Source organism: Gorillibacterium terrae (assembly GCF_051594785.1).
Classification (GTDB): Bacteria; Bacillota; Bacilli; order Paenibacillales; family NBRC-103111; genus Gorillibacterium.
The window spans coordinates 199,971-214,743 of sequence record NZ_JBPPGI010000004.1; the positions used below are offsets into that span (position 1 = coordinate 199,971).

The 14,773-nt window shown below is 61.9% G+C and carries 11 protein-coding genes; 6 read left to right on the forward strand and 5 right to left on the reverse strand.

The window, feature by feature from the left end:
- Positions 1-5: 5 nt before the first annotated feature.
- Positions 6-1,454 (forward strand): hypothetical protein, encoded by a 1,449-nt coding sequence (locus ACSEXS_RS16000; RefSeq protein ID WP_438434237.1) that lies wholly within the window; start codon positions 6-8, stop codon positions 1,452-1,454.
- A gap of 156 nt (positions 1,455-1,610) precedes the next feature.
- On the forward strand, positions 1,611-2,465 hold the full coding sequence (locus ACSEXS_RS16005) for a sugar phosphate isomerase/epimerase family protein (protein WP_438434238.1): 855 nt from the start codon (positions 1,611-1,613) through the stop codon (positions 2,463-2,465).
- 134 nt (positions 2,466-2,599) lie between these two features.
- Here ACSEXS_RS16005 and ACSEXS_RS16010 read toward each other — a convergent pair whose 3' ends face one another.
- From ACSEXS_RS16010 to ACSEXS_RS16020, 3 genes are all read right to left on the reverse strand, one after another.
- On the reverse strand, positions 2,600-3,919 hold the full coding sequence (locus ACSEXS_RS16010; protein WP_438434239.1) for an aminotransferase class I/II-fold pyridoxal phosphate-dependent enzyme: 1,320 nt from the start codon (positions 3,917-3,919) through the stop codon (positions 2,600-2,602).
- Positions 3,920-4,020: 101 nt separating this feature from the next.
- Positions 4,021-4,650, reverse strand: a complete 630-nt coding sequence (locus ACSEXS_RS16015; protein ID WP_438434240.1) for a pyridoxamine 5'-phosphate oxidase family protein — start codon at positions 4,648-4,650, stop codon at positions 4,021-4,023.
- 216 nt (positions 4,651-4,866) lie between these two features.
- Positions 4,867-5,112: a spore coat protein CotJB gene (locus ACSEXS_RS16020; protein ID WP_438434241.1), complete on the reverse strand. Its 246-nt coding sequence runs from the start codon at positions 5,110-5,112 to the stop codon at positions 4,867-4,869.
- 315 nt (positions 5,113-5,427) lie between these two features.
- Between ACSEXS_RS16020 and ACSEXS_RS16025 the strand changes: the two genes are divergently transcribed.
- From ACSEXS_RS16025 to ACSEXS_RS16035, 3 genes are all read left to right on the forward strand, one after another.
- Positions 5,428-6,099 carry an endonuclease/exonuclease/phosphatase family protein gene (locus ACSEXS_RS16025; protein WP_438434242.1) on the forward strand — a complete coding sequence of 224 codons (672 nt, stop codon included), beginning with the start codon at positions 5,428-5,430 and terminating at the stop codon, positions 6,097-6,099.
- Positions 6,100-6,334: 235 nt separating this feature from the next.
- Positions 6,335-7,147 (forward strand): alpha/beta hydrolase family protein, encoded by an 813-nt coding sequence (locus tag ACSEXS_RS16030; RefSeq protein ID WP_438434243.1) that lies wholly within the window; start codon positions 6,335-6,337, stop codon positions 7,145-7,147.
- Between the two features lie 13 nt (positions 7,148-7,160).
- Positions 7,161-7,364, forward strand: a complete 204-nt coding sequence (locus tag ACSEXS_RS16035; RefSeq protein ID WP_438434244.1) for a YezD family protein — start codon at positions 7,161-7,163, stop codon at positions 7,362-7,364.
- A 104-nt stretch (positions 7,365-7,468) separates the two neighbouring features.
- Here ACSEXS_RS16035 and ACSEXS_RS16040 read toward each other — a convergent pair whose 3' ends face one another.
- A complete protein-coding gene (locus ACSEXS_RS16040; RefSeq protein ID WP_438434245.1) occupies positions 7,469-8,701 on the reverse strand; it encodes an MFS transporter in 1,233 nt (410 codons plus the stop codon).
- 29 nt (positions 8,702-8,730) lie between these two features.
- Positions 8,731-9,540: an archaetidylserine decarboxylase gene (gene asd / locus ACSEXS_RS16045; RefSeq protein ID WP_438434246.1), complete on the reverse strand. Its 810-nt coding sequence runs from the start codon at positions 9,538-9,540 to the stop codon at positions 8,731-8,733.
- A 296-nt stretch (positions 9,541-9,836) separates the two neighbouring features.
- Between asd and ACSEXS_RS16050 the strand changes: the two genes are divergently transcribed.
- Positions 9,837-14,570, forward strand: coding sequence for a WIAG-tail domain (locus tag ACSEXS_RS16050; RefSeq protein ID WP_438434247.1), 4,734 nt, complete (start codon positions 9,837-9,839; stop codon positions 14,568-14,570).
- Positions 14,571-14,773: the final 203 nt, after the last annotated feature.

The window sequence follows — 14,773 nt, forward strand, 5'->3', positions numbered from 1 at the left end:
GCATCATGGATAAGCCGGTACTGCGGGAAAAGAAAATGGAATACGCGCTGATCGATTTCATCTTTCCGTTCTCGATCATTCCCCGCATGCAGAAGGAATTCAAACAGAAGCTTCTGGATGACGGGTTCGAGCGGTTCCAGCTGGAGAATTTGGAGCTGGAATCGCGCTATTACGGATCGGAGTTCCGCGTCTCGCACCGCAACATGGAGCGCTACTTTCTGCCGTTCACCAGCAATGTGCTGTTTCCGCACAGCGAGGACGAGGATTCCTTTCAACGGTACTCCCGCCGGATGGATACGGAATGCGTGCTGAAAAGCCTGTACAACAGCACGCCGTTCCGCATCCTGTCGGCCGACGTATTCCTGTGTCCCTTTTCGCTCGGCTTCATTACCGTCCGCACCCAAATCACCAAAGAAAACCTTCTCTACACGGAGGCGCTGGAATTTGCCAACCGGTTCCGCGTGCTGCAGGACATCAGCCTGCCCGACGACCTCACTTACTTGGAGTGCGGCGGAAAGGTATACAAAGAGGTCGAGGACTTTATCTTTAAGGTGGTGGCCGCAAGCACGCTGCCGTTTCTGGATAGCTCCGAGCAATCGGGGGCGTATTTCGAAACCATGCCGTTCTTCGTCGACGAGCGGATGTTTGTCCAGGCGTTCTACAACTTCGAGGAGGGCACCGAGATCGACCGGGAGGACCTGTACCGGGCGGCGAGGATCGACGGCCTCAGCCTCATGGGCAAGCCGAACATCAGCTCGAGCAACATGGCTTACATCAATGCCTACCTCGACGAGCACGCCTACGAGCGTTGGGCCCCCAACACGTATTACGCCATGGATGATAACTCCTTCTGCTGCCTGAGCAGCCGGGGCGGGTCGCTTCGGCAGATGCTGGTCGACCAGATGTACGGCGAGTACTATTACGGCCTCCTGCTGAACCTGTTCCACAAAATCGTTCTGCTTAAGCTGAGCAACTGCTACTCCTCGGTCCGCTATGACCGTAACCCGGACGACATCGAGGATTTGATCGGCCAGATCACCAAATTCTCGTCCAAGTACTTTTTCCTGGAGCTCGTCACCCAATCCCAGGGCCGGGAAATCTTCATCCAGCTTCGCCGTCTGTTCGGCAACAACGGCTTGTACGAGGAGGTCAAGCAGACCCTCAACGACCTCTACAAGTATCAGGCCGAAACCACCGACCGGCGCACCGGGAATCTGGTGATGATCTTCACCGTTTACACGGTCATCAGCGGGATCTACGGCATGAACCAGGTGATCGAGGACTTGAAGGGCCCCGTGATCGATTGGAGTGTGCTGCGCGACTATTCCGTCTTCCAGTACATCGCCCTCGTCGTGACCATGACGGGGGTCGTGACCGGGATCGTCCTCGGCGTCCGCATGGTGTTTCTCGCGACGCGGACCTGGCTGAAAAAGTATCGGCACGGCCCGTTCTGAAGAGACGGACTGCGTAGACGGCCCGAACGAGGTGTAAGAAGGAGTAAGGGTCCGCTCGAATAAGCGGCTTCCGCCCGGTCGATCGGGGCGGGGCCGTTTGGCGTCTCTGGCGAGAAAAGCGGACTCGACTAGCCAGCCTGTCGGGAGGGATCTGCGATGACCAAGCTGTCACTGAATACATGGAGTTTGCAAAAGGTGCTCGGTCCGCTGCGGACCGTCGAATGGGACGAGGAAGCCCAAGCGCATAAATTGGCGGAGGAGGACGCGCCGGAAGAGATGTCGCTCTTGGAGTTGCCGAAGGCGCTGCGGGAAAAAGGCTTTGCCGCCGCCGAAGTGAGCTATGCCCAATTCCGCGATACGTCGGAGCGTTATCTGACGGAAGTGGAGAAGGCGTTCACGGACGCCGGAGTGGAGTTCGCCTCGCTCCTGCTCGATTACGGCGACCTGTCGAGCGGCGATCTCTACCGCCGCAATGCCGATATCGCCTGGACGAGGGAATGGCTCGGCCGAGCTTCGCTTGCCGGAGCCAAGCGGGTCCGAGTCAGCCCGGGCGAAGCCCCGCCGGATGACGAGCTGGCGCTGGAGCGCTCCGGAGAGGCGCTTCGCGAGCTGTCCAAAGCCGCCGAGGAGCTTGGGGTGCGGCTTGTGATCGAGAACATCGGCCGGCTCGGCTCGACCGCCGTCAACTGCTTGTCGCTGCTCGGCCGCTGCGAAGGACGCCTCGGCTTCACCGCCGATTTCGGCAATTTCCCGGAGGACAAGTACCGCGAGCTGCACTACGTGCTGCCCCGGGCGGAGACGGTCCATGCCAAAGCGCGGATCCGGGAAGGAGACCGGATCGACGAGGAGGATTTCCGCAGGTGTCTGGAGCTCGCGGCCGATTCCGGTTTCGACGGCATCTGCTCCCTCGTCTACGAGGGACAAGGCGATCCCTGGTCCGGCATTGAGCGGATTCGCCGCTTGACGTCTCCTTTACTCGAAAAGAGCGGACAAAGCCACTCGCGGGGCTGAAAGCGGAAGCGTCCCGACGGGAGGAGTGGTACAGCCCAGCTATTAAAAAGTCTCTGCCATCCCTCGGGCGGGAAGGCAGAGACTTTTTTGCGGACACGGTGGGACGGTGCCGCACAGGAACGGGCGGAGTCCGTTTATGCTTGCGCGGAAGCGTCCTTCGCCGCTTCCAGGTCGAGCACGCCCCGGTGGATCAGATCGAACAGCTCCGGAACCGCCTCTTCCTCGATGCACGAGAAGGCTACGCGCAGATCGGTATCGCCGAGGGCGATCGTCCCGATGCCGTATTGCTCGAGCAGATGCCGGCGCAGCGGCTCCGAGGCGACCGTCTTCAGCTTCAGGCACATGAAGTAGCCGGAGTTAAACGGGTAGTAGTCCCAGGCGGCTTCGTACTTGCCGCTGTCGAGGACCTCCTTGACCCGGTTGGCGCGGCCCTTCATGACGGCGAACTTCTCCCGCCTCTGTTCCTCGAAGCCCGGCGCGTTCAGCGCCCGGAGAACGAAGGTCTGCGAGGGATGCGGGCCGCTGGAGATGGTGGCGCGGATGATGCCCATCGTCTTCTGCTCCAACGCTTCCAGGACGCCGGTGCTGTCGCTGCCGTAGGTGATGAAGCCGACGCGGAAGCCCCAGGCGTATTCTTCCTTCGTCGCGCCGTCGATCTTGATCGGCAGGATGCGGGGATGCAGGCCGCACAGCTGGCCGAAAACGGATTCGTGCAGAGAGTCCTCGAAGAACAGGCCGAAGTAAGCATCGTCGGTGACCACGACGAGGTTGATGCCGGCCTCGGCGCCTTCCCGGACCGCCGCGACGATGGCCCGGCCTTCCTCGGCGCCCGGCGTGTAGCCGGTCGGGTTATTGGGGAAGTTCAGCACGACGATGGCTTTGCCGCGGGGGGCGGCCGCGAGAATGGCCTGCTTCAGCCCTTCGTCGTTAAAGCGCCCGTCACCGTTATAGAGCGGGTATTCCACCATCTCGGCACCCCGGCGGACGCCGAAGGTCAGCTCGTAATTTTCCCAGTTCTTATCGGGAATGATCACCGCATCGCCGGGACCCGCGAACAGATCGGCCACGATGCTGAGGCCGTGGGTGAGGGCGTTCGTCACGATGGGATGGCTGAACGCTTTGCCCTCCATAGAGGGATTGTCGGCGACCATTTTCTTTTTCCAAGCGGCTCGAAGCTCGGGTTTGCCGGAAGCCGGAGCATAATCGTACAGGTCCTTCGGCTCGTAAGCGGACAGGGTATCTTGAATGACGCCCAGGTGCATGGCTTGACCGCCTTCGAGAGCGGTGCCGATCGTGGCATTGTAGCGGCCGGCTTTCGCCTTGGCTTCCGCCGATTGGCTGAGGATGCCCAGCTTGGGAAAGTAAATGTTTTGTCCCAGGTCCGATAGCATCTCGAACACGTGGGGATTGCCTGCGCGGAGCGTCTCATTCAACTTTGCGGCCTGCGGGTTCATGGGTTGGCGTCCTTCCTTCCGGTGAGTTCGTTCGGGGGCTAGCATATCGGCCTCCATTATAGCATCTTCACGGTAAAGCGTCACTTCGCCGTACGGCGGATTCAAGCTTCGGATTTCCGCTTTGCATGCGGGCAGAAGCGGGCCATCAGCTCCGCCGTCTCCGCATCCAGCGGCCGTCCTCGCCCGCGCAGCTTCTCCTGAATCGTCTCGCGCGGCCCTTCCTTCAGGTTCTGTCCGAATTTAAACTTGGCGCTGATGTCCGTCACGGCGATTTTCACGACCGCGACGGCCCGGAGAGCGGAAGCGTAGCGGGGATCGGAGGCGTCGATCGGGGCGTAGCCGCCTTCGGGCTGCAGCTTGCGCATGAAGGCGCCGAGAATCTCGGCCTTGCGGGGCAAGTCATCCACGGGACGGGCTTCGCCGCGAAGGAGGACCGATTTGAAAAAGGCGGTTGCCGGACAAGCGAGCTCGGGATCGCTGAAATAGGAAGGAATCAGGGCGTATTCCTCGGCCACGGCAAAGGTGACGCGGGGATCGGCAGCCAGGTTGGCCATCTTGCGACCCGCTTTGCTGCCGTGAAAGAACAGATTTCCTTCGTAATAGACATAGTTGAGCGGAACGATCTCCGGCCAGCCCTCCAAGCCGTTCATTCCCAGGTAGCCGAAGCTCTGAGCGGCCAGAAACTCCCGGATCTCCTCCTCTTCTTCGACGGAGAATTCCTTGCGGCGCATGCGCGTTCCCCCTTGGCGATCATTTTGCTTCACTATAGCAAAAAAAGGACCGTCCGGGAACAAGAAGTTCTCCGGGCGGTCCGAATGATTGGGGAGAGGTTTGCCTTGCGGCGTTTGCGGCAAAGGGACGACTTTGATAAGCTTAGATACCGGACGGCTTTCATCCGGCGCTTTGCGTCCTTGCCGGGTCCGGCAACGGTGCCGGCGAACAGCGAATCAGTTGGCTTCGTGCCAATCCCAGTGCTTCGCGTAAGAAGGGTTATGATAAGAACGCAGCGGGCCGAGAGCGGCTTCCGCCTGGTTCCGGGCATGTTGTCTCGCTTGGGAAAGCTCGTTGTAACGGTCCAAGGCAACCTTGTCTTCCGGGTAAAGGCCCAGGTGAAGGGTCAGCTGGAGCATGGAAACATCCGCGGTCTGCAGGTCCTTCAGCAGTGTCAACGGCTTTTGGGCAGTTTGTTTCATTCTGGAGGTCTCCTTTACCTGATTGGAATAGAAGCTCTTCATGCACTCCTTCGTCATGACCGGCTGCCGGATGCGAACGGTTTACCAAGCCTCCTCTCCTGAGGACTCGCCTTGCCGCAGCAGGCGGATGACAGAGGGTTAATTCTTGTTATTACCCGCATGAGCGGAGAATGAAACGGGTTTTTGCCCATTTTTCCATTTGTATGAAGCATTCGGCATTTTCTTTCCTGTCCCCGGCACAAATCCGGCTCGGCCGGGTAAATATAGAATGATCGGCGGCAGCCCGGCGGGATGGGCGAAGGGAGGCGGTTTCGGTTGCGTCTAAAAGTGATGACCTTCAATATTCATCACGGCCAAGGCATGGACGGCGTTCTGGATCTCGGCCGGATCGCCGAGGACGTCCGCCGCTCCGGCGCGGATGTGGCGGCCCTGCAAGAGGTGGACCGCTTCCACCCGCGCAGCCACTTCCAGGATCAGCTTCGGCGGATCGGCCGCAGGCTGGAGATGAAGCATGCCTTTTCCCCGAGCATCAATTTCGGATTCGTTCAATACGGCAACGGGATTCTGTCCCGCTATCCGGTTCTGAATAAGCAAGTTCTGTATCTGCAGGGAGTCAACGAACGGCGCAGCATCCTCTCGGTTCGCGTAGATACTCCCGAGGAGCCGCTTACCCTCGTCAACGTGCATTTTGGCGTGATGGAACGCGAGAAGGCACAGCAGTTCCCCTTCCTGCTGAACCTGTTAAAGCAGACGGAAGGCCGCTGTGTCCTGATGGGCGATTTCAATATGGGGGAGAAGCATCCCTTGATGGATATGCTGAAGCCCGTCTGGAACAAGGTTACCCCGGAGCCGTTCGCGCCGACGGTACGCTCCGGCCGGGAAATCGATCACATCTACTGCAATTTTCCGTTGACGCGGGCTTACGCCTATGTACAGCCGACGGAGGCTTCCGATCATCATGCCGTCGTGGCCGAATTGGGTTGGTAACGGGCGGATTCGGCAGTCGGCCGGGTCGGGCTTGGGGCGTAGACAAAAAACGGCCGCTTCCTTGGGATAGCGGTCTTTTCATTGATGGGAGCGGCGCGGACCAAGCTTCGATCAAATCCATGAAATGCGGATTGACGCTGCGCCGGGGAAGTGGTATGGTTGTAATACCAAGTAAACCAATAAGGATTTAATAAATAAATGCCATCCGGCCCATCCGGGAGAAAGAGGGACTTCCATGGAGACCACATTTCAAATTCGCCATAGCGAATGGACGCTCGCCGCGACCTTGCACCGTCCGGAACCAGAGGAGCGCCTGAGCGGCGCGGCGCTTACCCCGCTCGTCGTCATCTGCCACGGGTTTGTCGGCAGCCGGATCGGAGTCGATCGCCTGTTCGTCAAGACGGCGCGGGAGTTGGCGGCGGCCGGACACGCCGTCCTGCGCTTCGATTACGCCGGGTGCGGGGAGAGCGAAGGCGATTACGGCGCGGGCGGTCTTGACGCGATGGTGGCCGAGACGCGCGCCGTTCTCGATCACGCGCTCGCTATGCCGGGCATCGACAAAGAAGACATCACGCTGCTCGGCCACAGCCTGGGCGGCGCCGTCGCCATTCTGACCGCTTCGGTCGATAAGCGCGTGAGCAAGCTGGTGCTGTGGTCGCCGGTCGCGAATCCCTTCGGCGATATCGTGCGCATCGTCGGCAAGGACGTCTACGAGTCGGCCCTCGCAGAGGGGCGGGCGGACTATCTCGGGTATGGGCTGACCGCCGGCTTCTTCCGCTCGCTCAGCGCCCATCATCCCTTTCAGGAAGCCCGGAAGTTCAACGGGCCGATTCTCCTCGCCCACGGCACGGGCGACGAGGTGATTCCGGTCGATTACAGCTTCCTGTATCAAAAGATCTTTCGCATCCGGCGGGACGGCTGCTGCGACAAAGAGCTCGTTCCCGGCGCCAACCATACCTTCTCGTCGGAAGAGAGCGTAACGGCGGTCATCGAGCGGACCCGGAACTGGCTGGTGGGCCAGTCGGGACCGAAGAGCCGCATTATTTGAAGGGGGCCGGACCATGGCAAAACCGCTTGAAGTGGATGACGAGTGGAACGAGCGGATTCTATCCAGCTTAAACGGCATGGAATACGGGGCCGTGCAGATCATCGTCCATGACGGGAAGATCGTGCAGATTGAGCGAACGGAGCGCAAACGCTTCGACTCCGCTTCCGAGAAAAGGTCGGAAGCGGCGGCCCGGGAGGGGGCCAGAGGGCCGCGCTGACGGCCGTCTCCCCGCCGACACAGAAAAGCCCGCTTTCGCGACAGATCCGGTGAACCATCCGGATGCGGCGGAAGCGGGCTTTTTCGCGCTGTGCGGGACGCGGCTTACGAGAGGGCATCCCCCGACCACTCGCGCAGCTTGGCGTCGGAGGGCAGATAGTAGGTGACCACGCCGATCAGCGGCAGGAAGGAGCAGGCCTTCATGACGGCCGGAAGGCTGGTCAGGTCGATCAGCGAGCCGAGCGCGACGGCTCCGACCGCTCCGAGCCCGAAAGCCAGGCCGGTGATCAGGCCGGATACGGTGCCGATCTTGCCGGGAATCAGCTCCTGCGCGTAGACTACGGCGACGGAGAAGCTGGACAGCAGGATGAAGCCGATGATCAACAGCAGGACGAACTGCACCGGCGCGGAAGCGTAGGGCAGCGCGAGCGCGAACGGCGCAGCCCCCAGCATCGAGAAGAACAGCACCGCCTTGCGGCCGAACCGGTCGGCGAGCGGCCCGCCCGCGAAGGTTCCGACGGCGCCCGCCCCGAGGAAGGCGAACAGATAATACTGCGATGCGTTGTCCGACAACCCCCGATGCTCCACCAGGAACGAGGTAAAGAAATTCAGAATGCTCGCATGGTACCACGACCGGACGAAGACGAGGAAGATGAGCAGCCACAAGGCTGCGGCGATCTGCCGTTTACGTTCCTTCGTCATGACGACCGGGCGCGAGGAACGGGCCTTGCGCGCCCCGAGCGCCAGCTGCTTACCGTACCAGCGGGCGACATAGCACTGGACCAGCACGGCGAGTCCGGCAACCAAGGTGAACCAGATCGCTCCCGGTTGACCGAGCGGAAGCAGGATGAACAAGGTGAACACCGGGGCAAGCGCCTGGCCGCCGTTGCCGCCAACCTGGAAGATCGATTGGGCGAGTCCGCGCCGGGGACCCGCCGCCAGGTTGGCGACCCGGGAGCCTTCCGGATGAAAGACCGCGGAGCCGATCCCCACCAGCACAACCGACAGCAGCACCATCGGATAGCTGTGGGTTAGGGCCAGCAGCAGCATGCCGAGCAAGGTGGACACCATACCGAGCGGAAGCAAGAGCGGCATCGGCTTGCGGTCTGTGTACATCCCGACGATGGGCTGGATGATCGAGGCGGTGAAATTGAGCCCGAAGGCGATGAAGCCGAGCTGGGTATAAGACAGATGCAGCGATTCCAGGAAGATGCGATTCATCGCCGGAAAGACGGCCTGAATCGAATCGTTCAGGAGATGCACCAGACTGATCGCAAACAAGACGCGGTAAACGGTGGGATCGCCGGCCGTGCGGGCGGCGGCTTTCGATGCGGTCAAAGACAATCCAGTCTCCTCCTCCGGGTCGCTTAAGCCTCGCGCGAAGTCGTTCCGGCCCGGCTAAGACGGCCGAGCCGTTCGCCCATCTTCACGACGTTGCCGGTCATCAGATCGGCGCGCGGCTCGAAGATTCCGTTCTCGAGAAGGAGGACCACGGTCGAACCGAATTTAAAATACGCCAGCTCGTCGCCCGCGTGAAGCTGTTCGAGCAGCGGGCTTGCATAGACGATTCCGCTGACGTTGAGAGCGCCGACCTTGACGACGGCTACCTCGCCGTATGGGGTGTGCAGGTAGGTGACGAGGCGCTCATTGCGGCTCAGCACCCGTTTCATGTAGCGCAGGCCGAATTCGTTCACGGGGTAGACCCGCCCGGAGATGCGTTCCTTCTCCAGAATCCGTCCGTCCGCCGGGCAGTGGATGCGGTGGTAATCGGTCGGACTGAGATAAAGCACGAGGTAATACCCGTTGCGGTAATTGATCATTCGCGGAGAATGGTTAAGCAGCTCGTCCACGGTGTAATCCTGTCCCTTGATGTTCAGAAGCTGGCCGTCCTGCACCGGTCCCATGCCGGTGATCCGCGCATCGACCGGGCTGACGATCGCATCGGAGCCCGCTTCGACGGGACGCAGGCCGGGCTTCAGCCTTCTGGTGAAGAAGTCGTTCAGCGAGCCGTATTCCGTCCAGTCCTTTTCGGCATCCTCCAAAGGAATTCCGTAGGTGCGCGCGAACCAGGGAATGAGCCTGCGGCTCATGCGGGCTTCCGCAAACGCTCCGGTGATTCTCGACACGGTTTTGCGCGAGGACAGCTCGGTTAACAGTCGAAAAAAATGGTTGGACACAGTCTCACCCGTTTTCTGAAGTAGCATCCTTCAATCGCGTTCCTGCTTATCTTGCCACAGTTCTCCCTTCTCCGCAACGCCTCATAAAGAAAGGAACCCGCAGGCAACGGGCCGCGGGCTAACGAGAAATATATCATTAAAAGGGGGGTCGAGAATTAGTATATGCCCTGAACATTAAAGGGCGATTAAACGCAGATTACAGATGCGTTACAAATTTTTTCATCTTCCTCCGAGGGGCAATCACCCACGCGGGCGCATATGGTACAGGAGATTCTGTATGCGGAAGGGGAACCTCTATGGATAAAGGAAAACGGCGCGGAAAGGAAAAAGAGAAACGGATTCAGGGATATCGCTACGACGCCCGAACCCAGGAATTAAAATGGCTGGACAAGGCGATTCGCAGGAACCCGTGGGAGGATGAACTGAACGAGATCGCCTTGCCGGAAGAGCCGGCGCCCTCCGTTCAAGTGAGCGGTGAGTCGGTGCCGGCACCGTTATCCACTGTCGGCCGGTTGGAGGAAGCTCCCGCCGCCTCGGACACGGTGCAGGACGCCGCCCTCCCGCTTGAAGCAGCGGCGGCGGTTCAAGAAGCAACGGCGACTACCCCGCCTTTCGCCGTTCCGGTCCCCGAAATCCCGCCTGCCCCGGCCTTCGATGCCGCAGCGGTAAACCGGCCGCAGCTCGAAGCCATGCTCGCGGATCGCAAGCAGGAGTTCGATTTGGCGCCTCTCGTCTATACGGACGATCTGGTAGACGGGGCCGTGACGCGCGAGAAGCTGGCGGTCGGGGCGGTGGACGGCAGTCGGATCGCGGAGCAATCCCTGGACGCCGGGCATTTTTCCGACGCCAGCGTGGAAAGCCGACACTTGGCCGACGGGGCCGTTACCTCCTCGAAGCTGGCTGCCGATTCGATCCACGATCTGCATATGGCTGAGGGAACCATCAGCGGCAGCCGGCTGCGCAACCGTTCAGTCGGCGGGGATAAACTCGCGGACGGCTCCATCACCGGCGATAAGCTGGCGGACCGCGTGATCGGCCCGGAAAAATTGGCTTACGGCTCCATTACCTCCCGGCATCTGCGCGACAGCATCATCACGAGCGAGCTGCTTCAGGACCAATCGGTCACTTCGGAGAAGCTTCACAGCGGATCGGTGAACTCGGCCCATCTGGCGGCCGGATCGGTGAACTCGGCGAAGCTCTCCCCCGGGTCGGTGACGACGGAGAAGCTGCGGACCGGCGCCGTGACGGAGGAAAAGCTGGCCGAGAACAGCGTCGGCTTCGACAAGCTGAAAGCCCGATCCGTCTACGCCGAGCATATCGCCACCGGCTCCGTAGCGAACGAACACCTGGCGAGCGGCTCCGTAACCACCGAGAAGCTCGCAGCAGGCGCGGTCGGGCATTTGCAGCTCGCAGCCGAATCGGTAGCGGCGGAGCATCTCATCGACTTTGCCGTGGAAGAACGCCACCTGGCAAACGGAGCGGTAACGGCGTCGAAGCTGGCGGAAGAAGCGGTACTGACCCGCCATCTCGGTGAAGGCATTGTCGGGACCCGGGAGCTGGCGGAACGGTCCGTCACCGGCGACCGGCTCGCAGAGGAAAGCGTCACTTCATCCAAGATCGGCTCCGGAGCGATCGGCTCCCGCCATCTGGCCGAAGGCTCGATTGCCTCGTCCCACATCCGGCAGGGTGAGATCAAGCGGGAGCATCTCGCGGACCGCCTGGTCGACAGCTCCAAGCTCCAGAAGGAGGCCGTTCAGGCGGAGCATCTGGGAGACGGAGTTCTGGAAAGCCGCCATCTCGGAATGGAAACGATCCGCAGCCATCACCTGACGGCGGACGTGATCAAATCGCTGCATCTGAACGACCAGTCCGTGACATCCGGCAAGCTGGCGGATCGTTCCGTCGACGGCAGCAAGCTGGCGCCCGAGTCGGTCGCCACGGTGCATCTGGCCAAGGGAGCGGTAAAAGACGACATTTTGGCCGACGGCAGCATCGCTTCCCGGCATTTGTCCGAAGGCAGCATCGGTTCCGTCCAGCTCGCCGAAAATGCCGTGTCCGCGCAGCATTTGCAGCCGGGCGTCATCCAGACGGAGAAGCTGAAGGATTCGGCGGTCACGACCGCCAAGCTGGCCACCGGAGCCGTCACCGGCGAGAAGCTGGAGGTGGAAGCGGTGAGCTCCACTCACCTGAAGCCCGCCTCCGTCCGGTCGCGCCATCTGTCCCTCGGCTCCGTCCAAAACAGCCACATCGCCGCCAAATCGATTGAGGCAAAGCATCTCGGCTTGGACAGCGTGGGAAGCGAGCACCTGCAAGCGGGCTCGGTGGAAGCCCGCCACTTGGGCAAAGCCAGTGTGGGCGGCGACCGGCTCCAGCCGGAATCGGTGGAGATCCGGCACCTCTGCGCGGACAGCGTAGGCAGCGATCAATTGCGGGCCGGCTCGGTCGAAGCGCGGCATCTGCGGGTAGATAGCGTCGGAAGCGACCAACTGCTGGCGAATTCGGTCGCCACGCGGCATCTCGGAGCGGACAGCGTGGGCGGGAATCAGCTGCAATCCGGTTCGGTGGAAGCGCGTCATCTCAGCGCAGACAGTGTAGGGAGCGAGCACCTGCAAGCGGACGCGGTGGAAGCGCGGCACCTCAGCGTGGACAGTGTGGGCGGGGACCAGCTGCAATCCGGCTCGGTGGAAGCCTGGCACCTGAACGCCGACAGCGTAGGCAGCCGCCAGCTGCAGCCGAACGCGGTCGAGGCGCGGCACTTGAATGCCGGCAGCGTAAGCGGCGAGCATCTGCGGGAGGGCTCGGTGGAGGCGCGGCATCTCAGCGCCGACAGCGTAGGCGCCGATCACTTGCAAGCGGGCGCGGTCGAAGCCAAACACCTGAGCGAGGACAGCGTGGGCGGGGACCAATTGCAATCCGGCTCAGTGGAATCCTGGCATCTGAACGCCGACAGCGTGGGGAGCCGCCAGCTGCAGCCGGACGCGGTGGAAACGCGGCACCTGAGCGCCGACAGCGTGGGGAGCGCGCACTTGCAAGCGGGCTCCGTAGAAGGACGGCACCTCAGCGCGGACAGCGTAGGGAGCGAGCAGCTGCAAGCGGACGCGGTGGGAACGCGGCACCTCAGCGCAGACAGCGTAGGGAGCGAGCAGCTGCAAGCGGACGCGGTGGGAACGCGGCACCTCAGCGCAGGCAGCGTGGGAAGCGAACAGCTGCAAGCGGACGCAGTCGAGGCGCGGCATCTTGGCGCGGACAGCGTAGGGAGCGGCCACCTGCGTCCCGGCTCGGTGGAGCTGCGGCACCTGGCCGCGGACAGCGTGGGGAGCGAGCAGCTTCAGGCGGTCGCGGTGGAAACGCGGCATCTGAGCGCGGACAGCGTAGGGAGCGAGCAGCTGCAAGCGGACGCGGTGGAAGCGCAGCACCTGAGCGCGGACAGCGTGGGTAGCCGTCAGCTGCAGCCGAATGCGGTGGAAATGCGGCATTTGAATGCCGACAGCGTAGGCAGCGTTCAGCTGCAAGCGGACGCGGTGGAAGCGCAGCACCTGAGTGCGGACAGCGTGGGTAGCCGTCAGCTGCAGCCGAACGCGGTGGAAATGCGGCACTTGAACGCCGATAGCGTAGGGAGCGAGCAGTTGCAAGCGGACGCGGTGGAAGCGCGGCACCTGAGCGCGGACAGCGTAGGGAGCGAGCAGCTGCAAGCGGACGCGGTGGAAGCGCGGCATTTGAACGCCGACAGCGTAGGCAGCGTTCAGCTGCAGGCGGACGCGGTGGAAGCGCGGCACCTGAGCGCGGACAGCGTAGGGAGCGAGCAGCTTCAGGCGGACGCGGTGGAAGCGCGGCATCTGAGCGCGGACAGCATAGGGAGCGAGCACCTGCGTCCCGGCTCCGTGGAAATGCGGCATCTGAGCGCAGACAGCGTAGGCGGGGTTCAGCTGCAGCCGGATGCGGTGGAAGCGCGGCACCTGAGCGAGGGCAGCGTCGGAAGCGAGCACCTGCGCCCCGGCACGGTGGAGGCGCGGCATCTCGGCAAGGGGAGCGTAGGCAGCGTTCAACTGCAGTTGAACGCGGTCGAGGCCCGGCACCTGAGCGGCGAAAGCGTGGGCAGGGGGCAACTGCAAGCCGGGTCGGTGGATGCTCGGCATTTGAGAAGCGACAGCGTAGGCGGCGATCAGCTGCAGTCCGGTGCGGTGGACCTTGTTCATTTGGCGCCGCGGCTTGCCGCGATGATCGAGGAGGCCGTTCAAGCCGCCCTCCGTCTCACTGCCATCGAGGCGGCACCGGTGCCTGCCGAGCCGCAACACGCTGAGCTTCCGTTGTGCGGCTTGGTCGAATTCCGATTGGAAGCATGGGAGGAGCGAATGCTGATTCCGATCGCCTTCCCGAAGGAGTTCGACTCGCAGGGGGTTGTCGTGACCGCGAATTCCAGCAGCTCCTCCTGCCTTGTCGCCGTGAAGGAAACCTATTCGTCCGGCGCGATTCTCGAAGCGGTCCGGCTCGTCCCGGACGACGATCTGGAAGGGATCGTCCATTGGATCGCCATGGGCAGTCCGCTCACCGTTGCCTTGGTCCGGGAACCGGCAGAGGCGGAAACGGCGGTGATCTCCGCTGTCGAATCCGTTCCGGTCGAACCGGCCTCGACCGCAGGCTTGCCGGAGCAGGAGATCGAAGACTTGCTTCTCGGCGAGCAGGCCGAGGAAAGCCAGTCATGGCCGCAAGGGTTCCTGTTCGATGCAGAGACGGTCGAACTCCAGACCGAGTCGGAAGGCGCGATCCCGGAATCCGCACCCGAAGGCGTGTTACCGGAAGCCGATGCGGAAGGCAAAATACTGGAATCCGAATCGGAAGGTGCAATTCCGGAATCCGATGCGGGAGGTACGATACCGGAACCCGAATCGGAAGGCGCGATCTCGGAAACCGAGGTGCAAGGCGCGATTCCGGAAGCCGATGCGGATAGCACAATCCCGGAAGCCAACGGAGACGGTTTCGTCCCTTTCCCGGAAGCCGATCTGGAGGATGGCCCAGGCAACCGGGACTAGAATCGATGATTAACCGGCAGCCTTCCCGATAAAAAAACCGATCAACCAAAAGCGAGCGGTTCTCCGCTCGCTTTTTTTGCTTTTTCCGGCTTTCGGCCAGTCCCGATTCATTTGGGTTTTCCGCCCCGTCTGAATGCCGTGTCCGCATCCATCCCGGGACATACAATGGCAAAAAAGACCCACAGGCTCCAGCAAAGGAGAAG